The sequence below is a fragment of the Coprobacter fastidiosus genome, from assembly GCF_982245605.1.
The window spans coordinates 36,424-58,236 of record NZ_CEVCIF010000009.1 but is presented as its reverse complement, the minus strand read 5'-3'; the positions used below and the strand labels follow the sequence as shown (position 1 = coordinate 58,236).

Sequence of the window (21,813 nt, the reverse complement as noted above, 5' to 3'; positions counted from 1 at the left end):
TTTAATTAAATATTGCTATAAAAATCAATCGATTCACCTTCTTTCAATGTAACCAAGGCCTTTTTGTATGACGCAGTTCTACCTACGATCAAACCAGCTTTTGTGTAACGGCTTTTCTTCTTGCCTTTGTGGTTCATTGTATTTACATCCACAACTGTTACATTATACATTTCCTCAACAGCTTTTTTAATTTGCTGTTTATTGGCATCCGGACAAACTGCAAAGCCATAGCGATTCAACTTATCAGCCATAGCAGTCATCTTTTCTGTAACAATCGGTTTAATAATAATTGCCATTATTTCGCCTCCTTTACATTAAAAATTATTAATAGCAGCAACTGAACTTTCGGTCAAAACAAGACTTGCACAATCAAGTACTTTGTAAGTGTTTAGTTCAGAAACTGTTACAACTTTTGCCTTCACGACATTACGAGCTGACAAATATATGTTTTTATTTTGGTCTGCTAAAACTAAAAGCAACTTTTTATCAGCAAGTTGCAAGTTTTTAGCAACGCTAACAAATTCTTTTGTTTTAGGAGCTTCGAAAGAGAAGTCTTCTACCACGACAATAGCATTGTCTTGAGCTTTCAACGACAAAGCCGATTTACGAGCCAAAGCCTTCACTTTTTTATTCAATTTGAAACTATAATCTCTCGGTTTCGGACCGAAAACACGGGCACCACCTACCATTACCGGAGAATTGATATCTCCAGAACGAGCACCACCAGTACCTTTTTGTTTTTTCAATTTACGGGTACTTCCCGAGATTTCGCTTCTCTCTTTAGATTTATGAGTTCCCTGACGTTTATTAGCCATGAACTGCTTCACATCCAGGTATATGGCATGTTCGTTAACGTCAATGCCGAAGACAGCATCGTTCAACGTAACCTTTTTTCCTGTATCTTCACCTTTTATGTTATATACGCTCAGTTCCATTACTTTTCTATTATTACGATTGAACCTTTACATCCCGGTACAGAACCCTTGATCATCAAAAGATTATGTTCTGGTATTACCTTTAACACTTGCAGGTTTTGTACAGTTACTCTCTCATTACCTGTTTGACCAGCCATACGAGTTCCTTTGAACACACGGGCAGGATAAGAACATGCACCGATAGAACCCGGAGCACGCAAACGGTTATGCTGACCATGAGTTGTTTGGCCAACACCTCCAAAACCATGACGTTTTACAACACCTTGGTAACCTTTTCCTTTCGAAGTTCCGACTACATCGACAAAATCATCTTCTGCGAACAAATCGATAGAAATAACATCTCCCAATTTGTACTCTGTCTCAAAACCCTTGAACTCGGCCAAGTGTCTCTTGGGGGTTACTCCGGCCTTTTTGAAGTGTCCCATTTCTGGTTTATTGGTATGTTTTTCTTTCTTATCTTCAAAACCTACCTGAACAGCTTCATAACCGTCAACTTCAACAGTTTTAATCTGAGTAACTACACAAGGACCCACTTCGATAACAGTGCATGGAACATTTTTTCCATCAGCACTGAAAACGGATGTCATTCCGATTTTTTTTCCTAATAATCCTGGCATTTCTCTTTAATTAAAAAATTACACTTTAATTTCTACTTCTACACCGCTCGGCAATTCCAATTTCATCAATGCATCTACAGTCTTTGCAGTAGAACTGTAAATATCGATCAGTCTTTTGTAAGAAGACAATTCAAACTGCTCTCTCGACTTTTTATTGACAAAAGTCGAACGGTTTACAGTGAAAATACGTTTGTGTGTAGGCAAAGGTATAGGCCCGCTTACAACGGCCCCGCTTGCTTTCACAGTCTTTACGATCTTCTCAGCCGATTTATCGACCAAGTTATGATCATAAGATTTCAATTTAATTCTAATTTTTTGACTCATTCGTGTTTTATTGATTTGAAAAATTAAAAACATATTAAGCAGCAGGTTAAGAGTCATTCGCTAACCTGCTACTTTTTTTATTATCTTATAATAAATCTACGCGTCCTTGAGCTTCAGTCAATACTTGTTTTGCAATTGCTGTGCTGACCTCTGCATAATGAGAGAACGTCATAGTAGATGTTGCACGTCCTGAGGTAATCGTACGTAAAGAAGTCACATATCCGAACATTTCTGCCAAAGGAGCTTTCGCTTTCACGATACGAGCACCTGAACGGCTTGATTCCATTCCCTCTACCTGACCACGACGCTTGTTCAAGTCAGAGATCACATCACCCATGCTTTCTTCCGGAGTCACAACTTCGATCTTCATAATCGGCTCGAGCAACACGGGTTTTGCTTTTTCACACGCTTTTTTAAACGCTTGAATAGCACAAACCTCGAATGATAACTGGTCAGAATCGACAGGATGGAAAGATCCGTCGATTACAGTAACCTTCAACTGATCCAGCGGATATCCGGCCAATACACCATTTCTCATTGCCGTAGTAAAACCTTTCTGGATAGAAGGGATGAATTCTTTGGGGATATTACCACCTTTCACTTCATCGACAAACTGCAAACTTCCTTCAAAATCAGGATCTGCAGGTTCAACACGAACGATAATATCAGCAAATTTACCACGTCCACCCGTTTGCTTTTTATAAACTTCGCGAAGCTCAACCGGTTGAGTAATAGCTTCTTTATAGGATACCTGAGGACGACCTTGATTACACTCAACTTTGAATTCACGTTTCAGACGATCAATGATAATATCAAGATGAAGTTCACCCATACCACTAATAACCGTCTGGCCTGTTTCCTCATCAGACTTAACAGTAAAGGTTGGATCCTCTTCTGCCAATTTCTGCAAACCGAGACTAAGTTTATCCATATCCTTTTGAGTCTTAGGCTCAACAGCAATACCGATAACCGGATCAGGGAAATCCATAGATTCAAGAACAATCGGAGCATCTTCTGCACATAGAGTATCACCGGTACGGATATCTTTAAAACCAACGCCGGCGCCGATATCACCACAACCGATAACGTCCTTAGGATTTTGTTTATTAGAATGCATCTGGAACAAACGAGATACACGTTCTTTTTTACCCGAACGAGTATTCAACACATACGATCCGGCCGGGATTTCTCCAGAATAAACACGGAAGAAACAAAGACGTCCCACATACGGATCGACAGCTATTTTGAACGCCAAAGCAGCCATCGGTTCTTCTGAAGACGGTTTTCTTGAAATTTCTTTATCCGGATCATTAGGATCATGACCAATGATAGCCGGCGTATCTACAGGACTCGGCAAATAAGCACAAACGGCATTCAACAAAGTTTGAACTCCTTTATTCTTGAAAGAAGACCCACAAAGCATCGGAACGATTTGCATTGCCAAAGTACCTTTACGGATAGCAGCACGTATTTCGTCTTCCGTAATCGTAGTAGGATCATCAAAGAATTTTTCCATCAATGCATCATCACATTCCGCAGCCTTCTCAAGCATCTTTTCACGCCATTCTTCAGCCTCTTCTTTTAAACTTGCCGGAATTTCTTCAATGCTGAAATCCGCCCCCATCGTCTCATCATGCCAATAAATAGCCTTCATAGTGATCAGGTCGATCAATCCCTTGAATGTTTCTTCCGCTCCAATAGGAATAACAATCGGGCAAGGGTTTGCACCGAGCACATCTTTCAATTGACGCACTACTTCAAAGAAGTTTGCCCCTGAGCGGTCCATTTTATTCACATAACCGATACGCGGAACATTATATTTATCAGCCTGACGCCATACTGTTTCAGACTGAGGCTCAACACCACCTACAGCACAAAATGCAGCAACAGCTCCATCCAATATACGAAGCGAACGTTCTACCTCTGCGGTAAAATCCACGTGCCCCGGAGTATCGATCAGGTTTATCTTAAATTTATCTCCAGCATAATTCCACCATGTAGTAGTCGCAGCAGAGGTAATCGTAATACCTCGTTCCTGCTCCTGCTCCATCCAGTCCATTGTCGCTGCCCCGTCATGTACCTCACCGATTTTATGAGTCAATCCGGTATAGAAAAGAATACGTTCAGAAGTCGTAGTCTTTCCGGCATCGATATGTGCCATAATACCAATATTTCTGGTATATTTCAATAATTCATCAGCTTTTGCCATCGTTGTATTCCTTGTTTATTTTCAATTAAAATCTAAAGTGAGCAAATGCACGGTTAGCCTCGGCCATTTTGTGCATATCTTCTTTCCGTTTGAAAGCTCCGCCCTGTTCATTATAAGCGTCAACGATTTCTGCAGCCAACTTGTCTGCCATCGTCTTACCGCCTCTTTTACGGGCATACTGTATTAAATTTTTCATTGAAATAGATTCTTTACGATCGGGGCGGATTTCCGTAGGAACTTGAAATGTAGCACCACCCACACGGCGAGATTTCACCTCTACTTGAGGAGTAATATTTTCCAATGCTTTTTTCCAAATTTCAAGAGCCGATTTTTCGTCATCAGACAATTTCGTCTTTACATTTTCCAAAGCAGTATAGAAAATCGTATAGGCAACATTTTTCTTGCCATCATACATTAAATGGTTAACAAACTTCGTAACCTTAACATCACTGAAGACCGGATCAGGAAGAACGACCCGTTTCTTTGGTTTTGCTTTTCTCATTTTTACAAAAAATTGTTGTTCTTGTTTTTGGTTGCTTATCACATCTTCAACAAAGCCCGCCGGCTTTATTTACTCAACCTAATCAGCCTATCCAATAAACTCAAACTAGCGTTTTACACTAATTTTAAATTCTCTTCTTTGTCCCTCGACAAAATTACTTTTTACCTTTTGCTGCAGGAGCACCCGGTTTCGGTCTCTTAGCACCGTATTTTGAGCGGCGTTGCGTACGGCCACCAACACCTGCAGTATCCAAAGTACCGCGAACAATGTGATAACGCACACCCGGAAGGTCTTTCACACGACCACCCCGTACCAATACGATAGAGTGTTCTTGCAAATTGTGTCCTTCTCCCGGAATATAAGAGTTAACCTCTTTACCATTTGTCAAACGCACCCTTGCTACTTTACGCATTGCAGAGTTAGGCTTCTTGGGAGTCGTAGTATAAACCCTGACACAAACCCCACGTCTTTGAGGACATGAATCCAATGCAGGAGATTTACTTTTGTCTTCCAAAACAACCCGTCCTTTTCTTACTAATTGCTGAATTGTAGGCATTTCTTAGAACTTTTTTTAATCTTTAAATTTATAAATCGCAATTTTTTATTTCTACGTAAAAGACGCCAAAATAGCCATTACACCCTGCCTATCAAATAGTTACATAAGTGCACCGGCCTATTTTACCATCAAAAACGATGCAAAGATAACCACTAAATCATTAGAAACCAAATAAAAAGAGAATAAAATTCTCGCAACTTCACACTCTTTCTAATGCACATCAAAAACTCAAAAATAAAAATAACGAGAAAAAAATCTGTACATTTAAAGAAAAGAGGACAATCCCACTACAGAATCGTCCTCCATCTTCCAACTTTAAATCAAACTAAATAACAACACAACAAATTACATAAAATCAACCAAACCTCATCGAATCAATTTTTCGATCGGCAAACCTTCATTTTTCTCTCACGAAGTATAAGATAAACAAAATATCTTGTATTTTTGTTCATGAACACTCCAAATTTTATCTTTATGCAGCTTATAGGAAACCAAACAGAATGGGCTAAAGCGTATGCCTTACTACATATAATCAATGAAGGAAATATTTATTTTTACAAAGATAATTTTCAAAACGAATACTCTTTCTATCCGGTTTCAAAACTTATAAGAAACGACGAATGCGGAAAAATAACATATCAACTGACACCGACAGAAGTCTTAGTCAGACGGGGTGAAGAGACTCAAAGAATGCCTCGTATAAAATGTAAAAATGCTGCTACAGAAATTCTTTCAACTTTACAGACACCAAAAGAAAGCGACTATTCCGTTTCAAACTGTGATCCTATTCTCGAAACTCTTCATTATACATGGTTTCAAAGCACAGCAGATGATAAAAGCGATTTTTCTGTCATTTATTTCGATCCGGAAAAAGAGATCGCTCAACGCCAAGAAATTACTGTTTGTATAAAATCTAAATGGAACATATTGCCTGCCAACCGGGCAAACAATCTGAAATACGACATCCAGAATGTTAAATTCTCCAACCCTGAAAGTAATCGTATCAACAGAATTGACGGAGCTCAAGAAGTGCAACAACGACTTACAGAGATTTATAGACTGGGAGGGAAGTTAAAATATACAACAACTGAAAATAAATTCTTTTTAGAAAATTTATGCATGATAGACCTGCATTTCCCAAAATTACTTGCAGAAATAACACGGTTATTTTACACAACCGGATTGTCCGCAATTCCTGAAATAATAACCGAAATAAAAAATACTAACCCTTATAAAATAAAAGAGGAGTTAATTTACAAAAACAATTTTTACGAATACAAAGTACAACAATTTTTATATGCTTTAGCCACAGGTTTACGATCGACAAAACGCTATCGAGGATACGGACACACTCGGACATTTGCCATAATCGACACATGCGGAGGAATAGAACTACTCGACTCAACAAAACGAGCTGAATTTGACAAATATCTTTATCAAAACGCAAAACTATCTATGGGAGATAGCAAAACACATAAATTCGGATTTGTCGAGAAAGAAAATGGACAATGGTTTATCAAACTCAATATCGAAATAATAATATAAACAGATAATGCTACTACAATACAAAAATAAAAATGTTGTTGAAGCCGGATGCGATGAAGCCGGCCGCGGTTGTCTGGCCGGTGCCGTATATGCAGCAGCGGTCATTTTACCATCCGATTTCACATGCGAGACATTAAACGACTCAAAGAAACTGACCGAAAAACAACGATATGAACTCCGACCTTTAATAGAAAAAGAAGCTATCGCTTGGGCTGTAGGTTGCGTATCACCGGAAGAAATTGACAAAATAAATATTCTGAACGCATCTTTCCTTGCAATGCATCGTGCCATCGAACAATTATCAGTACGCCCCGAGTATCTTCTAATCGACGGCAACCGATTCAAACCGTACCAAAATATTCCGCATAGTTGTGAAATAAAAGGAGACGGACGTTTTCTATCGATCGCAGCAGCATCCGTGTTAGCAAAAACATATCGGGACGATTATATGAATGCTATTCACGAACAATATCCACAATATAATTGGGACAAAAACAAAGGTTATCCCACTAAAGCTCATCGAACTGCGATCCGAAAATTCGGGACTACACCTTATCACCGAATGACCTTCCAGCTTCTCGAACGGCAACTCGAACTGTTCTAAACCCGAGCAAAGCTTAGACAGGCTCTTAGAAACACAAAGCTATTTAGAAGAAAATACTCTATTGGAAAGAATCGGTTTTTCCAGCAAAAGCCACGATAAAACAGAAAGAAGCAACGTACCCACAACGCAAAAAGCAAAACAAAGAATATGACTTTTTTCATTAATACCCAACCAAATAGAGAACTGGATAACCGGAAAATGAAACAAATAGATTCCGTATGCTACATTTCCGAATTTACGCATAAAAACAAACCATTTTATATAATACGCACACCCGATAAGCACCACAGCAAAAGCTAATGGCTCGACATATATTAATAAAGGCACATCATATCTAAAATAGCACACCAATACCGCGACCGGAAATAAAAACTTAATATATCTACGGAAATAATCAAAACACAGCAAAACCAATGTTCCGGAATAAAAATAAAGGAGTTGCCCGCCTACCTGTCTTTTCAAAATTCCGAATATTTCATTCCCCGTTTTCTCATTCAAGTAATAAAATAATTCATTATATAATGTAGAAAATATAAATATGACAATAAAAACAGGAAAAGGCCGATACTTTTTCATCAAATAATATACTATCGGCACTGTTATATATAACAGAATTTCCACCTTCATCGTCCATAGAGAACCGTTTACGGCTTCACCCTGAAAACAGCCGGGCAAAGCAGGCTCAATAAAATTAAGAAAAGAATAATTTGCCGCAATATATTTCCATAACTGAGCCGAGAACAAATATTCTCCCACAGGAAGAGTAGAGACCAGGACTCCCCCCATCCAGCACAAAGTCACAATAAAAACATAGGGAGGCAATATCCGACGAGTCCGTCTCTCTGTATAATGACGGATATCGGGATTACGCATATAACTATAAAAAACGAGAAAACCGCTTAAAATAAAAAATCCATGTACCGCATCCACAGAACTCATCGGGAAATAATACGGAATTCCGGTAATCACCCTAAAATGACCGACCAGTACGGCAAAAGACAAAAAATACCGGATAATATCAAAGCTGTTTTCTCCTTGTATTACCTCTCCCGCCGATTTCCCTATCCATAACTTTCTGGAAGTTCTCATACCGACCCCAATAAAAACGATTGAGTAAAGAGTATCTCTTAAGAAATACCACAATACTCAATCGTTAATCACATTATTACATCTGTTAATTAGCTACACGTTCCAACCACTTCACCATAGAAAGCATCACAATCATCGATGCGGCAGTCGCACCGACAAACACCAGCCAACAAGCCCAAATCGGCACAGTAGTATATAAAATACCTCCGATGAACAATAAGGAGTTACCTACTGCTGTCGCAGCAAGCCAACAACCCTGCATCAATCCCTGCAAATGGGGAGGTGCTACTTTCGATACGAAAGATAATCCTAGCGGAGAAATAAACAACTCTGCCACGGTAAGAATAAAATACAAACCGATCATAATCCATGGAGTCACCCGAATTGCGTCAATTTCTGCAGTAGTCATCGAACTTAAAGCATCCTTTGCCGGCAAAGTCAAAGAGAATACCATCAAAAAGACATACGCCAATGCCGCTATACCCATACCGATAGCGATCTTCATCGGAGTAGAAGGTTCTTTCCCTTTTGCCTTCAACATCCCGAAAAACCACATGATCAATGGAGTAAGCGCTACAACAAAAAACGGATTCACACATTGAAATATTTCCGCTCCCTTAATCTGAGTAAACCCTAAATTAATATTTATTACGCTCAAGTCCACATAATCCCGGGCAAAATACGTCAACGAATATCCATTCTGATGAAAAGACAACCAAAAGAATATAACCACACCGAACACAGCAAACAGAGCATAAATACGTTGCTTTATTTCTGTGGCACTCATTTTTATATCTTCTCTGCTCACCGCAGAAACTGTATCGGCATTGCTATTCTCTTTTTTAGCCGGATCTGGGAAACGGTTCTTATTTACCACATAAATAACCAAAGATATCAACATAGCCACGATTGCTGCCATAAAAGCATACTGAAATCCCCGGTTAAACACATCCAAATAACTGTTCACAAATACATTCATATCTGTTACCTGCGTACCATCCAGGCAAACGTTATTAGCTAAAGTGCTCAGATTATCCATAGCCTGTGCAGGCATACTGCTTCCTTGCTCTAAATACTGATGACAAAGCTCGGGTAACGATGCATCATAATCAAAATGGTTTACTTTCAGCCACCAGTTTCTCACTCCGATTGCAATCCACGGAGCAAAAAATCCCCCGATATTGATAAACATATAGAAAATCTGGAATCCCGAATCACGTAAACTCGAATATTTCGGATTATCATACATCTGACCGACCAATGCTTGCAAATTTCCTTTAAACAGACCATTTCCAAAAGCAATTACCAATAATCCGAAACATGTAAGAGCCAGATAAAGCCCTAAACTCGGAACAGGAGTCGGGGTAGGAATAGCAATAATAAGGTAGCCAATAGCCATCATAATCAAACCGGCAAGAATCGTTCCCTTAAAATTCTTTGTCTTATCGGCAATCACTCCTCCCACCAATGCAAGTATATAGATCGAAGCATAAAACGCAGAATAAATATATCCGGTCGTAGTCTCAGACAATCCGAACTTTGCAGAAATAAACAACGTCAGAATTGCCATCATAATATAAAAGCCAAAACGTTCTCCCATATTGGCAAGAGCCGCGGCAATTAATCCTTTAGGGTGTTTTTTAAACATAATGTAAGATTTATAGTTAAATAATTATTTAAGTAGTTATTTCTCATTCTTGACTTTAAAAGCTAACGCATAAAGATGCATCTGCTTCACCATCGACAACAGTCCGTTTGAACGGGTCGGAGACAAATGCTCCTTCAAACCGATTTTCTCGATAAAATACAATTCCGAATTCAATATTTCATCCGGTGTATGACCCGAAAGAACATTTATAAGCAACGAAACCAGACCTTTCACAATCACAGCATCGCTTTCCCCCTGAAAAAAGACCTTTCCATCTTTATAATCAGCTTGTAGCCACACGCGGCTCTGGCATCCTTCAATCAGATTATTCTCGGTTTTATATTTTTCATCCAAAGGTTTCAAAGAGTTGCCCAAGTCGATCAACAAAGCATATTTATCCATCCAATCGTCAAAAGCCGAGAACTCTTCTACAATTTCATCCTGTAACTCATTTATAGTTTTCATATCCCGTTCATTAATTTACTCATTATATATAACTGCCAATACAGTCTGTCCGACAGCCTTTAAAGTCTCCTTATCGATATGATCCATCGTATCGTGTACCGTATGCCACTGCGGATTAAATCCCGAATCAGAAGATGCATCATACTGTATTATATTGATACTCGGAATGCCCATTTTATTGACATATACATGATCATCGATAATGTATCCCCCCTCATTATCGGAAAAATATTTCCCATAACCTAAAGACTGTGCTTTCTTCCAAACTTTATCAACAATCCCCGGAGCATACTGTAATGAAGCTTTTTCACGAGCAAAAACAGCATTTTCTCCGCCTACCATATCCAACAAAATTCCGAAACGTGCCCGATAACCGGGACGATGCGGGCGACGCACCCAATATTGAGTACCCAATGCCCAAGAATCCTGCACTTCAGAATGAGTCGAAAAATAGGGTTGACCATAATCTTCTGCATCGAAAAAGATAATATCTACACCCACTTGAGGAGACTTCATTCCGATCTGCCGGGCAATTTCAAGCAAAGCACCCACACCACTGGCTCCATCGTTAGCCCCCAAAACAGGCTTCCGATGGTTCGCCTCATCCGGATCATTATCGGCAAAAGGACGACTATCCCAATGTGCAAATAGCAATATTCGGTCCGTTTTCTCAGGACTAAAGATTCCTATTATGTTCTTCGCATGCAATACAGTCCCGTCAAAAGCAACCACATCTGCATCCTGCACCTGTACCTCCGCACCATGACGGTTTAATTCCGAAGCCAGATAAGAAGCCGTAGCCAAATGTTCCGGAGTATTGGGTATTCGATACCCGAAATCTACTTGCTTTTGCATATATGCATACGCACTATCTGCATTAAAAACAGGGACATCGACAACAGGGGCACTCTCTTGAACAGATGACGAAACAGTTTTATTTTTACAAGAAACCAATTGAAACAACAATAGCCCCGCTACACAAAGAAGAGGGACGAACATTCGTTTTCGGTTAAACATATTTATAGACATCTTATTTCTTTTTAGAACAGTCACCGTCTTTCATAAGCAAGAAAACCTTGTAAAGATACAGGATTTTTCTACGAATACAGTAAAACGACCCGTTTGTTTACACTTTTTAAGGGGTAAGATCAACAAACCCGTTGCACCTGATCCATCACACGCAAAAAGTTACCTCCCCATATTTTTGCAAGATCGTTCTCCGAATATCCCTGCCGAATCAATTCTTTAGTAATATTTATCAACTCATTTGCGGCATCGCATCCCGGAATTCCCCCTCCTCCGTCAAAATCAGAGCCAATGCCGACATAATCCACACCCACCAGTTTTACAACATGATTGATATGCTCTACGATACATTTTACATCAGCATTCTCCTTTGAAGTAAGAAAATTCAAATACAAACAAATCTGGACAACACCTCCGTGGCGGGCTAAAGCAACGATCTGCTCATCGGTCAAATTTCGCCGATGGTCACAAATGGCACGGCATGATGAATGCGATGCTATAATCGGAGCTGAACTCACTTCCAACGCATCATAAAAAGATTTTTCCGAAGCATGAGAAAGATCCACCATCATTCCTATTCGATTCATCTCTCGCACCACACTTTTCCCGAAATCACTCAATCCATTATGCTCAGGCTCACCGCTGGCAGAATCGCAAATGTCGTTATTCCCATTATGACACAGAGTCATATATACGACTCCCATGTCCCTGAAACGAGACAAATTAGAAAAATCTTTTCCGATAGCATACCCATTTTCAATCCCTAAAAAAACAGCCTTCTTCCCAGCATGTTTCAACTCGATAAGATCTTTTCTTGAAAATGCCTGTCCGACTTTATCCCGATGTACGGATATCTGACGTTTCAATTCATTCAATATAGCATCAGCCCTCCGGGTAGCAGCTTCATGAGCAATATCATCCCGTTCTCTTTGAGGCAAATAAGCCACCATACATTCCGCATCGATCTGCCCGTCCCTCATCTTAGGCAAATCGACCTTCAGACGAGTATCCCTAACCCCGATATCTATCTTTTCAGGGAAAAACATGGGAGTATCACAATGAGAATCTAATGAGACATGTCGAAGATGAAAATTTTTCGCTCGAGCATATATTTCCGCTTCTTTAACCAAATGAACAAACAAATTCAGCATCTTCTTATTGCCGGCACACACCAAACCTTCAGGATGCCACTGCACACTAAAAATCGACGCCGTTTTAGACTCCATGCCTTCATTGACACCATCGGGCGCAACTGCGCTCTCGATAAATCCCGGAGCAACCTCCCTCACCCCTTGATGATGAATAGAATTTACAGCTATACGTCCCTCACCGATCAATGAAGCCAACAAAGTATCCGACTTTACGGTAACCGTATGCGATACAAATTCGCGAGGCTGTTTCTGGGAATGTTGAATGATCTCACCTAAATGTTGGCTCGGAATATCCTGATAATTTTTCCCTCCGAACACAGCATTAATCAACTGATGTCCTCTACAAATTCCAAAAATCGGAATTTGCCTCAAAGAAGCCATACGTAACACTGCAATCTCCCAACAATCCCGGGATAAATCCACATCTTGAAGTTTAGGATGCGGCTCTTCATTCAAAAACAAAGGTGAAATATCCCCTCCTCCTGTTAGCAGCAACCCGTCTAAACGGGCTACAATTCCCGACAACAAGGCAATATCATCACACAATGGAATAAGTACCGGGCTGCCACCGGCCTGAATAACCGAATTTACATAAAGATTAGCGACACAAGAAGCCCCCTCTTTCGTATATGTAGTTATACCGATCAAAGGTTTTTTGGAATCCTCCGAACAATAAATCTCTTCATCTATTATTCTAAAAAGACTATCCAAATCGGTAGGATAATTTCCTTTTTCCATAAGTCAGGTTTTTAGAAACTGTTTTTTAATTTATTCTGAGAAAATCTTCTGGTTTCTTTTTCTAAGAATATTCGGTTTCATAGGTTGCAAACACCGAAGTCTTCTCAAACAATGAAGCGAAAAAGAAGGAAAAGAACCGAAAACAGACCGAAAGATAATATTTCTTTTCCAATAAATTAAAAGCCCGACTCAATTTTCCGATACAGAAAATATTATCAGGTCATTTTTACGTTTTCTCCCGATCTGTTTTCTCGTTTTTCACTCGTCAGATAGCCTCTATCATCCTCATAAAAACGACAAAACATACTCAAAAGAACTATCCGAAATAAATTTTCAAAAAGAACGGCAATCCGGCAAAAGTCTCTTTACCGATAGAAAACAGCTTCCAAACAATACGAGGCGACTCATATATGATGGGTCGCCTCGTATCAGTTAATTGTTATGTTATGACTAATCTGTTTCTTATCAAAGAGCTTTTTCACGGATCAAATACTCGGCAATCTGTACAGCGTTCAGTGCAGCACCTTTCTTTATCTGATCACTCACAGTCCAAAATGTCAACCCGTTCGGATTAGCAAGATCCTCACGCACACGACCGACATACACTGGATCTTTCCCGGCAATATCGAGCGGCATAGGATATATCTTGTTTGCAAGATCATCCATCAAAACAACGCCCTCCGCTTTAGAAAATGCCTCACGTGCCTCAGCAACCGAAATAGGACGCTCGGTTTCTACCCAAATAGACTCTGAATGAGCACGCATAACTGGAACACGTACGCACATAGCACTCACTTTCACATCAGAATGCATAATTTTCCGCGTCTCGTTGTACATTTTCATCTCCTCCTTCGTATACAATGTATCGGTAAACACATCTACCTGAGGAATTACGTTATATGCTAACTGATAATAAAATTTCTCTATCGTCGGTTTATCTCCCTTCATCAACTCTTCATATTGATGGACCAACTCTGCCATTGCCGATGCCCCAGCACCGCTGGCAGCCTGATATGTAGCTACGTGTACGGCCTTTATATGAGACAAATCTTCGATAGCTTTCAATGCTACAACCATCTGAATTGTCGTACAATTTGGATTGGCAATCACTCCTCGAGGACGAATTTTTGCATCCGGGCCATTCACCTCCGGAACGACCAAAGGCACATCGTCATCCATACGAAAAGCGCTCGAGTTATCGATCATCACAGCTCCATATTTCGTAATCGTCGATTCAAACTCTTTTGATGTTCCTGCACCGGCAGAAGTAAAAGCAATGTCCACGCCTTTAAAATCGTCATTATGCTTCAGCTCCTTCACTACAATTTTTTTATTCCGGAAAACATATTCAGATCCGGCACTACGAGAAGAGCCGAACAACAACAATTCATCTATCGGGAAATTTCTTTCATCCAATACACGGAGAAACTCCTGGCCTACCGCACCGCTTGCACCAACAATAGCTACTTTCATTTCTTTGTTTATTTATAACCTATTAAATACAGTTTCTTTTGTTCGGTATTTTTTTATATTTCAATAACAATAATACACGTTCATGCTGCAAAATTAAAACATTTTGCACGATTATCCATATAAAAAGAAGAAAATCTACAATAAATCGATCCTCATATTTACAATTTCTAATATCTTTTCATTTTTAATCCTCTTTTTTGTACTTTTGTAAAGAATTTTAGCCTGTCTGATTTTTTTTCGGACAATCTTTGAGAAATCACAAAGTATTTTCTCACAACAAACAAAAAGTTAGTATGAACATAGAAAATATAATACCAGCCCTACCATTTACAAATCCGGTACTGATATTCTTTATCGTATTAACTATCATTCTCTTTGCTCCATTACTCCTTAACCGATTCCGGATTCCTCACATCATCGGACTGATCATTGCCGGGATGATTATTGGACCTCATGGATTCGGATTACTCGAACGAGACAGCAGTTTCCAGATATTCGGAAATGTAGGTCTTCTTTACCTGATGTTTTTAGCCGGCCTTGAGATGGATATTAACGATTTCAAGAAAAACAAAACGCAAGGTATCGTATTCGGACTATATACTTTTTTTATCCCGATGATATTAGGGACGACAATCAGCTATTATACCCTACACTTCAATCTGGAAACCTCTATCTTGCTGGCAAGCATGTATGCCTCTCACACCTTGGTAGCCTATCCGATAGTAAGTCGTTATGGCATATCACGGGCCACATCTGTCACAACAACCATTGCCGGCACTATCATTACCGTATTAGGAGCGCTTATCATCCTTGCCGTAATTGCAGGAATGCAACAAGGCGAAATCAATGAGATATTCTGGATTCGCCTCTTAATATCGATAACGATTTTCTGCACGATTGTCATATATTCCTTTCCTCGCATCACCCGATGGTTTTTCAAAAAATACGACGACAACGTATCCCAATATATTTTTGTATTAGCCTTAGTGTTCTCTGCATCATTCATGGCACAACTTGCCGGACTCGAAGCAATTATCGGAGCATTTTTTGCCGGTGTCGTCCTCAATCGGTTTATCCCGGCTGTTTCTCCTCTAATGAACCGGATCGAATTTGTAGGAAATGCACTTTTTATTCCCTATTTCCTCATCGGAGTCGGAATGTTGATCAATTTGCACGGTGTGTTCAGCAGTACAGAGGCCATCATCGTAGCAATCAATATGTCAATCGTTGCTACGGCATCCAAATGGATAGCAGCATGGTTTACTCAAAAAACATTTAAACTTCCGAAAGTTGACCGAAATATGATTTTCGGACTCAGTAATGCACAAGCAGCAGCAACCTTAGCCGCCGTACTTATCGGATATGACCTCGGAATATTCAATTCTAATGTGTTGAACGGAACGGTCATCATGATTCTCGTAACATGTACTATCAGTTCTTTCGTGACCGAAAAAGCCGCACGTGAACTTGTAACTAAGCAACAACAAGACGACTATCTCAAAGACAAAATAGATACGGGAGAAGAACGTATTCTGATTCCGATAGCAAATCCCGATACAATAGAAAACCTTGTAAATTTGGCAATACTATTGAAAAATCCGAAAAAGAAAACACCTTTATATGCAATAAATGTCACCGATGACAAATCGCAAGACAACGGATTCAATGCCAAAAATGCTTTGCAAAAAGCAGCCAAGATAGCTTCATCTGCAGATGTCGAAATGGAAACCATAGCTCGGTACGATATGAATATCGCAAGTGGTATCATTCACACAATGAAAGAAAAAAATATCTCGGAAATAGTTATCGGATTGCATCACAAAGCCAACATCGTAGATAGTTTTTTCGGAACAAAAACCGAAAGTTTACTAAAAGGAACAAACAAAATGGTTGCGATCACCAAATGCACCATTCCGGTCAATACGGTAACACGCATTGTCATAGCCGTTCCTGAAAAAGCAGAATTTGAAACCGGATTCGTCAAATGGGTTGACAGAGTGGCCAATATGGCAAAACAAATCGGATGCCGGGCGATATTCTATGCTCATCCCAATACCATAATACAATTAAAAGCCATACTCCGTAAAGGAAAATACAACATCCGAAATGAATTCGAGATATTGGATAGTTGGGAAGATATTCTTATGTTAACCGGAATCGTCTTGCAAGACGATTTGTTCATCATTGTAAGTGCAAGACATACTTCCGTATCCTATAATACAGAATTCGACAAACTTCCGTCATTTTTATCCAAATATTTTGCCGGAAATAACATAGTCGTCCTCTATCCCGAACAATTCGGGAAAGAAAGTCAACTCTCTTTTTTCAGCGATCCTCGAGCGATGGACGTACAACGAGACTATACCCGTTTTATCGGATTAAGGCTTTTCTTTGAAAATCTACTGAAGAAAAAGAAACGATGGGGGCATCGTAACCAGAAAAAGGATAAATAACAGATGTCGCAAAACAAGAAATATTATACCCTGTCGACCCATAAAACATTATATTTTTTATGGGTCACAATCATCCTATTTTCTGCAACCGTTTTTTCTTCATACGCACAAATAAGCGAGGGAGGTACTCCGCCCAGTTTCATGTATCCTGCATCCCAAAAGACAAGAAGCCTTCAAAACAAAAAAAATGGAATCAAAAACATATATATCCCTTTTTCACTCGATGATCTAAAGGCAGATGATGAACGCATGAAAGAGGAATTCTTACCTCCTCGTGTGGCAGTATTGCTCCCGGCCTCTTTTTCTCCTGAAAATTCCGGAGCATGGAGTACTCTTCCGGGAGGAGAACGCATCTGGCAACTCCGGATCATGGCAAATAAAGCCAAGGCAATCTCTCTTTATTATAAAAAATTCAATCTCCCGATCGGAAGCAAGCTATTCATATATAACTCTGCACATACTCATATATTGGGAGCTTATACACACAAAACTCACCCCGGAAAAGGGAAGTTTGCAACCGAATTCGTTGCCGGAGACGATATAATCCTCGAATATGTTGCCCCTAAGAGTGATGAATTCCCTCAAAATCCGGAAATCGAAATCGAAGAAATAGGATACGGGTACAACTATTTAAGCATTAAAGACTCTTACAATGAAAGTCTATCTGGCAGCTGTATGGTTGACATCAACTGTGAAGAAGGGGAACAATGGCAAGATCATAAGAACGGTGTCGTCAAAATGATTATACCGATAGGTACCAGCAGTTTCTTATGTACCGGGTCTATCCTTAACAATACAAAAGAAGACCTCAAACCTTATTTATTGACAGCATTCCACTGCCTGCTTTCATCTAAAGAACAAGCCTCTGCGTCCGATCTGTCTCAGGCCCAATTCTTTTTCCGATATGAAAATACGACATGCGGGAGCAATACCCCCACATCTCCGGTATCGATGATCGGATGCACATACATTGCCGGAGTTCCTTTGGAAAATGGTGTTGACGGAGCGTTGCTATTATTAAAAGGGAAAATACCAGACAATCTGAACGCATACTATAACGGATGGGATCGCCGGAATATAGCTCCTCAATCGGGAGTCTGCATACATCACCCGCAAGGCGATGTAAAAAAAATATCGACTTATGACCAACCGGCAGTATCGGACACTTGGAAATCCGGATCGACGCAAGGGTTGCAGGACGGACACTGGAACGTTATATTCAAGAGTACTGCCAACGGACATGGTGTGACAGAAGGCGGATCATCCGGCGCTCCGTTATTCGATCAGAACAAACGCATAACAGGATTTCTGACCGGAGGAAATGCAAATTGTACCGACCGTAAAGAAGGACGGAATCTATTCGGGAAATTAGCTCTTTTCTGGGATCAATGCGGAACAGCCGATGATCAAAGAATCGACAAATATCTAGATCCTATCGGATCGGGAGTCGAGTACCTTGACGGACGTTACGCATTCCCTCCTAAAGCAGTACCCGAACAAGTCTCTGCCAAATGGTCATCTGAAGAAAAAAGGTCTATCGTAAATTGGGAAGCACCCAAAGGAGACGAGCAACCTGTCCGCTACAAGATATACCGAAACAGTACCGAAATAGGTACAACGACCTCGACAAGTTTCTCAGAAACAGCATTGCCTGTAGGCATACATCACTATGACGTCACTGCAATATATGCAGACAACAAAGCTTCCGACCCAGGAAATACGGCAACTATATATGTATATGACATACTTCCTCCAAAAAATATTTCAATAAAACGAACTGACGAAACCGAACTGCAAATAGAGTGGCAAATGCCGATATCCCGACAAAAAATATTTTGGGGAAATGCAACCGACTTTTACAGAATGCAATTAAGAGATAAAGACAATCAGCAAATACCATTCTATTTCGGACAACGCTGGACTACCGACGACTTACAAGAAATAGACGGGTACACACTGGAATCCGTCACATTCCTTTCAGTTGAAGGAGCAACTTACAGTCTTCATATCGATCAAGGGAACTTCTCCTACCAGCAAAAAATCGATCCGACAGATAAAGATCAAATAATAGAAGTAAAACTGCTCAAGCCGGTCACTATCAAAAAAGATGCAGCTTTGACCGTTTCTATATACGCAGAATCATATACGAATAGTCCGGCTGCGACAGACAACGCTGTTCCTATAACACAAAAGGGGAACATATACTCTACCGATGGGCAAAACTGGAAAACCCTGACTCAACACAGCGATAAAGACCACAACTTTTTCTTGCAAGTCGGAATCTCTTCCCTAAAGCAAAGCAATGTTGTCCCTCCTCAACAAGAAATAAAAAAACGGTCTGTCAAGAATAAAAACTCAGATGAAAATTCGCAAATACAATGGCAAACCGTACCCCGGTCTGCACTATTACAAAAAACAAATACGAAAACATGTTCTTCTATTCCTATCCGGTTTAACCGTCCCGACTTTCGTATATACAGAGATGGCACGAATATCACTCCGGAATTAACGACCGACACGATAATAACAGACAAAGAATTATCCCAAGGCAACAACTATACCTATACCATTGAAGCGATCTATCCCGATGGAGTCAGTGCCCTGAGTGATCTCGAAACTTTTTTTCTGAAAACAGAAAGTTTCGAAGCACGAATACGTTCGTTGAAAGTCAACGGTGAAGATGTAGAAATTTCTCAAGAAAATACTTTAAATATACCTCTCGATTGCGATATAAACTCGGCCCGGATCGAGATCGAAGCCCATCCCGGAGCTACGATAATAATGGGAGACCGAATATCCGGAACAGCAGAAATAAATGTCGAGGAAGGAGGCAAATTCAATCAGCCGGTAACCATAATTTCAGAAAGCAAAGAAAACACGCAAGAATTTTCTGTCAATTTGTTTAAATTACCAAACAACATACTTTTATTACGATGGAATGATGTCCTTTCCGTTATCAATAATCCGGAAAACAATAACGGATTACATTTTACCGACTTTGTCTGGTATCGGAATAATCACTATTTAAGTTCAGGAATACCCTATATCAAATTACCCGACGACCATCAAAGTTCTGACAAATACCACATTTTGGTAACTACGGACGAAGGCGTTTCTCTCTCAAGCTGTGAAAAACAAATACAAATCACAGGTGACGAAATACGTCTCTATCCAAATCCGATAAAAGCAGGAGAAAAAATCAAATTATATATCGATTCGCAAAAAGAAAATAATAAAGTCGAAATAACAATCACCGATCTTTCCGGAAAAACCAAAACCTTTTCGGCAATCGGCAACTCGGTAAAATTTACACTATCCGACACTCCCGGAAGCTATATCGTTAAAATAACAACACAGGAAGGCATATCCCGAGAAATAAAAGTAATATGTATCCCATGAGAAAAACATATCTTGCCATGATCTTCTGCTTTATTTTCATAACCTCGTCGGCACAACCGGGGCGTAATGAAATTTCGGTCGGAATATCAGGCGGAATATCGGCATTACATTATTCTGTATCTGAAGGGAAATTCAAACCTCAAGGAGGAGCATCTCTCAATCTCGGTTATTTATTAAAGATAACCGATCTCTGGGGAATCGGTACAGGTACCGAATTATCTCTATACCGATCAAAAGTCAACATTGACCGATACTCTGATAATTATACCGTACTTTCCAATTCAATACCGGACGGAAGTTCTGAACAAAATACATTCGATTTCAGATTTACCTATACCAATTTTCGAGAAGAGCAAAAAGCCCTCTATCTGAATATTCCCATATTTTTCCAGTTACAATCCGACAACCATTCGGGAATATACGCAAAAGCCGGTATAAAAATAGGGATACCAATAACAGCAACCCGCAATAATCGATATTCCGCATTAAAAACTTCGGCGTATTTCCCCTATGAAGATATAGAATACACAGACCTTACGAATCATGGATTCGGAAACTATCCGGCAGCCCGGAACAAATCGGACTTAAAGTTAAAATACTCGCTTTCTCCATTTGCAGAAATAGGATGGAAATGGCATCTCGGAGCACACCAGAACATATATGCAGGTATTTACGGAGAATATGGCGTCCGAAAAATCTATGACACTGCAAACGAAAAACCGTTCCTTCAATATTCCGAAGACGGTACAATAACCGGGAATCCAATCTGGGAAAGCTCTCGTCAAAACGGGAAAAGTCCTAAAGCTCTACTCTCTTCTCCCGTACATCTCATGTCGATAGGAGTTACTGTCCGATGGGCAATTTCTTTATGATAACAAGATTAGAAACAACAAATTTTACAATAAAAAATACCATCAAGCCATCTTTACGGTTTTCTCCTGTTTTTTCCTGTTTTCACTCGTCAGATAGTCCGTTATTTTCCTCATAAAAACAGAAAAATATCCTTAAAAGAAACTTTCAAACTTTACTCAAATAAAATTTAAGCAGGTTCTAAAATCCGATTAAACTCTGTTCAGGAT

18 protein-coding genes are annotated in these 21,813 nt (G+C 39.8%); 5 read left to right on the top strand and 13 right to left on the bottom strand.

The window, feature by feature from the left end; all coding sequences use genetic code 11:
• Positions 1 to 5: 5 nt before the first annotated feature.
• The 7 genes from rplW to rpsL all read right to left on the bottom strand — a co-directional run bounded on the left by rplW (position 6) and on the right by rpsL (position 5,143).
• The gene (gene rplW, locus AC0UMU_RS03935; RefSeq protein WP_009318501.1) at positions 6 to 296 is read right to left on the bottom strand and encodes a 50S ribosomal protein L23; all 291 of its coding nucleotides are present in this window, start codon (positions 294 to 296) and stop codon (positions 6 to 8) included.
• An 18-nt stretch (positions 297 to 314) separates the two neighbouring features.
• Positions 315 to 935 (bottom strand): 50S ribosomal protein L4, encoded by a 621-nt coding sequence (gene rplD, locus AC0UMU_RS03930; protein WP_473979870.1) that lies wholly within the window; start codon positions 933 to 935, stop codon positions 315 to 317.
• Positions 935 to 1,552, bottom strand: a complete 618-nt coding sequence (gene rplC / locus AC0UMU_RS03925; protein ID WP_009318499.1) for a 50S ribosomal protein L3 — start codon at positions 1,550 to 1,552, stop codon at positions 935 to 937. Before rplC ends, rplD begins: the two co-directional genes overlap by 1 nt.
• Positions 1,553 to 1,570: 18 nt before the next feature.
• Positions 1,571 to 1,876, bottom strand: coding sequence for a 30S ribosomal protein S10 (rpsJ, locus tag AC0UMU_RS03920; protein WP_021929244.1), 306 nt, complete (start codon positions 1,874 to 1,876; stop codon positions 1,571 to 1,573).
• Between the two features lie 85 nt (positions 1,877 to 1,961).
• Positions 1,962 to 4,085 (bottom strand): elongation factor G, encoded by a 2,124-nt coding sequence (gene fusA, locus AC0UMU_RS03915; protein WP_009318497.1) that lies wholly within the window; start codon positions 4,083 to 4,085, stop codon positions 1,962 to 1,964.
• Between the two features lie 25 nt (positions 4,086 to 4,110).
• Positions 4,111 to 4,587 carry a 30S ribosomal protein S7 gene (gene rpsG / locus AC0UMU_RS03910; RefSeq protein ID WP_009318496.1) on the bottom strand — a complete coding sequence of 159 codons (477 nt, stop codon included), beginning with the start codon at positions 4,585 to 4,587 and terminating at the stop codon, positions 4,111 to 4,113.
• Between the two features lie 154 nt (positions 4,588 to 4,741).
• Positions 4,742 to 5,143: a 30S ribosomal protein S12 gene (gene rpsL, locus AC0UMU_RS03905; protein WP_009318495.1), complete on the bottom strand. Its 402-nt coding sequence runs from the start codon at positions 5,141 to 5,143 to the stop codon at positions 4,742 to 4,744.
• Positions 5,144 to 5,617: 474 nt separating this feature from the next.
• Here rpsL and AC0UMU_RS03900 point away from each other — a divergent pair, with 474 nt between their 5' ends.
• Both AC0UMU_RS03900 and AC0UMU_RS03895 read left to right on the top strand, forming a co-directional pair.
• Complete coding sequence (locus AC0UMU_RS03900) at positions 5,618 to 6,688, top strand: HpaII family restriction endonuclease (RefSeq protein WP_278715242.1); 1,071 nt, start codon at positions 5,618 to 5,620, stop codon at positions 6,686 to 6,688.
• Between the two features lie 7 nt (positions 6,689 to 6,695).
• A complete protein-coding gene (locus AC0UMU_RS03895) occupies positions 6,696 to 7,292 on the top strand; it encodes a ribonuclease HII (protein WP_278715240.1) in 597 nt (198 codons plus the stop codon).
• Between the two features lie 39 nt (positions 7,293 to 7,331).
• Here AC0UMU_RS03895 and AC0UMU_RS03890 read toward each other — a convergent pair whose 3' ends face one another.
• The 6 genes from AC0UMU_RS03890 to AC0UMU_RS03865 form a co-directional block, all read right to left on the bottom strand.
• Positions 7,332 to 8,381, bottom strand: coding sequence for an acyltransferase family protein (locus AC0UMU_RS03890; protein ID WP_278715238.1), 1,050 nt, complete (start codon positions 8,379 to 8,381; stop codon positions 7,332 to 7,334).
• Between the two features lie 85 nt (positions 8,382 to 8,466).
• Complete coding sequence (locus tag AC0UMU_RS03885) at positions 8,467 to 10,029, bottom strand: peptide MFS transporter (protein WP_278715236.1); 1,563 nt, start codon at positions 10,027 to 10,029, stop codon at positions 8,467 to 8,469.
• Positions 10,030 to 10,065: 36 nt separating this feature from the next.
• The gene (locus tag AC0UMU_RS03880) at positions 10,066 to 10,494 is read right to left on the bottom strand and encodes a SufE family protein (RefSeq protein WP_009318490.1); all 429 of its coding nucleotides are present in this window, start codon (positions 10,492 to 10,494) and stop codon (positions 10,066 to 10,068) included.
• 15 nt (positions 10,495 to 10,509) lie between these two features.
• Positions 10,510 to 11,523 (bottom strand): M28 family peptidase, encoded by a 1,014-nt coding sequence (locus AC0UMU_RS03875; RefSeq protein WP_423767132.1) that lies wholly within the window; start codon positions 11,521 to 11,523, stop codon positions 10,510 to 10,512.
• Positions 11,524 to 11,642: 119 nt separating this feature from the next.
• A complete protein-coding gene (locus AC0UMU_RS03870; protein ID WP_278715233.1) occupies positions 11,643 to 13,409 on the bottom strand; it encodes a gamma-glutamyl-gamma-aminobutyrate hydrolase family protein in 1,767 nt (588 codons plus the stop codon).
• A 465-nt stretch (positions 13,410 to 13,874) separates the two neighbouring features.
• Complete coding sequence (locus AC0UMU_RS03865) at positions 13,875 to 14,882, bottom strand: aspartate-semialdehyde dehydrogenase (protein ID WP_122338034.1); 1,008 nt, start codon at positions 14,880 to 14,882, stop codon at positions 13,875 to 13,877.
• Between the two features lie 293 nt (positions 14,883 to 15,175).
• Between AC0UMU_RS03865 and AC0UMU_RS03860 the strand changes: the two genes are divergently transcribed.
• Genes AC0UMU_RS03860 through AC0UMU_RS03850 form a run of 3 tightly spaced genes read left to right on the top strand, consistent with a single transcriptional unit; the run spans position 15,176 to position 21,606 of the window.
• Positions 15,176 to 17,335: a cation:proton antiporter gene (locus AC0UMU_RS03860; RefSeq protein ID WP_278715232.1), complete on the top strand. Its 2,160-nt coding sequence runs from the start codon at positions 15,176 to 15,178 to the stop codon at positions 17,333 to 17,335.
• A gap of 3 nt (positions 17,336 to 17,338) precedes the next feature.
• On the top strand, positions 17,339 to 20,734 hold the full coding sequence (locus tag AC0UMU_RS03855) for a T9SS type A sorting domain-containing protein (protein WP_278715230.1): 3,396 nt from the start codon (positions 17,339 to 17,341) through the stop codon (positions 20,732 to 20,734).
• The gene (locus tag AC0UMU_RS03850; RefSeq protein ID WP_278715229.1) at positions 20,731 to 21,606 is read left to right on the top strand and encodes an outer membrane beta-barrel protein; all 876 of its coding nucleotides are present in this window, start codon (positions 20,731 to 20,733) and stop codon (positions 21,604 to 21,606) included. Before AC0UMU_RS03855 ends, AC0UMU_RS03850 begins: the two co-directional genes overlap by 4 nt.
• Positions 21,607 to 21,813 lie beyond the last annotated feature (207 nt).

What these genes read in the sequence shown, in the direction of transcription:
- rplW (WP_009318501.1), bottom strand. Translation starts at nt 296, where the DNA reads ATGGCAATTATTATTAAACCGATTGTTACAGAAAAGATGACTGCTATG.
- rplD (WP_473979870.1), bottom strand. Translation starts at nt 935, where the DNA reads ATGGAACTGAGCGTATATAACATAAAAGGTGAAGATACAGGAAAAAAG.
- rplC (WP_009318499.1), bottom strand. Translation starts at nt 1,552, where the DNA reads ATGCCAGGATTATTAGGAAAAAAAATCGGAATGACATCCGTTTTCAGT.
- rpsJ (WP_021929244.1), bottom strand. Translation starts at nt 1,876, where the DNA reads ATGAGTCAAAAAATTAGAATTAAATTGAAATCTTATGATCATAACTTG.
- fusA (WP_009318497.1), bottom strand. Translation starts at nt 4,085, where the DNA reads ATGGCAAAAGCTGATGAATTATTGAAATATACCAGAAATATTGGTATT.
- rpsG (WP_009318496.1), bottom strand. Translation starts at nt 4,587, where the DNA reads ATGAGAAAAGCAAAACCAAAGAAACGGGTCGTTCTTCCTGATCCGGTC.
- rpsL (WP_009318495.1), bottom strand. Translation starts at nt 5,143, where the DNA reads ATGCCTACAATTCAGCAATTAGTAAGAAAAGGACGGGTTGTTTTGGAA.
- AC0UMU_RS03900 (WP_278715242.1), top strand. Translation starts at nt 5,618, where the DNA reads ATGCAGCTTATAGGAAACCAAACAGAATGGGCTAAAGCGTATGCCTTA.
- AC0UMU_RS03895 (WP_278715240.1), top strand. Translation starts at nt 6,696, where the DNA reads ATGCTACTACAATACAAAAATAAAAATGTTGTTGAAGCCGGATGCGAT.
- AC0UMU_RS03890 (WP_278715238.1), bottom strand. Translation starts at nt 8,381, where the DNA reads ATGAGAACTTCCAGAAAGTTATGGATAGGGAAATCGGCGGGAGAGGTA.
- AC0UMU_RS03885 (WP_278715236.1), bottom strand. Translation starts at nt 10,029, where the DNA reads ATGTTTAAAAAACACCCTAAAGGATTAATTGCCGCGGCTCTTGCCAAT.
- AC0UMU_RS03880 (WP_009318490.1), bottom strand. Translation starts at nt 10,494, where the DNA reads ATGAAAACTATAAATGAGTTACAGGATGAAATTGTAGAAGAGTTCTCG.
- AC0UMU_RS03875 (WP_423767132.1), bottom strand. Translation starts at nt 11,523, where the DNA reads ATGTCTATAAATATGTTTAACCGAAAACGAATGTTCGTCCCTCTTCTT.
- AC0UMU_RS03870 (WP_278715233.1), bottom strand. Translation starts at nt 13,409, where the DNA reads ATGGAAAAAGGAAATTATCCTACCGATTTGGATAGTCTTTTTAGAATA.
- AC0UMU_RS03865 (WP_122338034.1), bottom strand. Translation starts at nt 14,882, where the DNA reads ATGAAAGTAGCTATTGTTGGTGCAAGCGGTGCGGTAGGCCAGGAGTTT.
- AC0UMU_RS03860 (WP_278715232.1), top strand. Translation starts at nt 15,176, where the DNA reads ATGAACATAGAAAATATAATACCAGCCCTACCATTTACAAATCCGGTA.
- AC0UMU_RS03855 (WP_278715230.1), top strand. Translation starts at nt 17,339, where the DNA reads ATGTCGCAAAACAAGAAATATTATACCCTGTCGACCCATAAAACATTA.
- AC0UMU_RS03850 (WP_278715229.1), top strand. Translation starts at nt 20,731, where the DNA reads ATGAGAAAAACATATCTTGCCATGATCTTCTGCTTTATTTTCATAACC.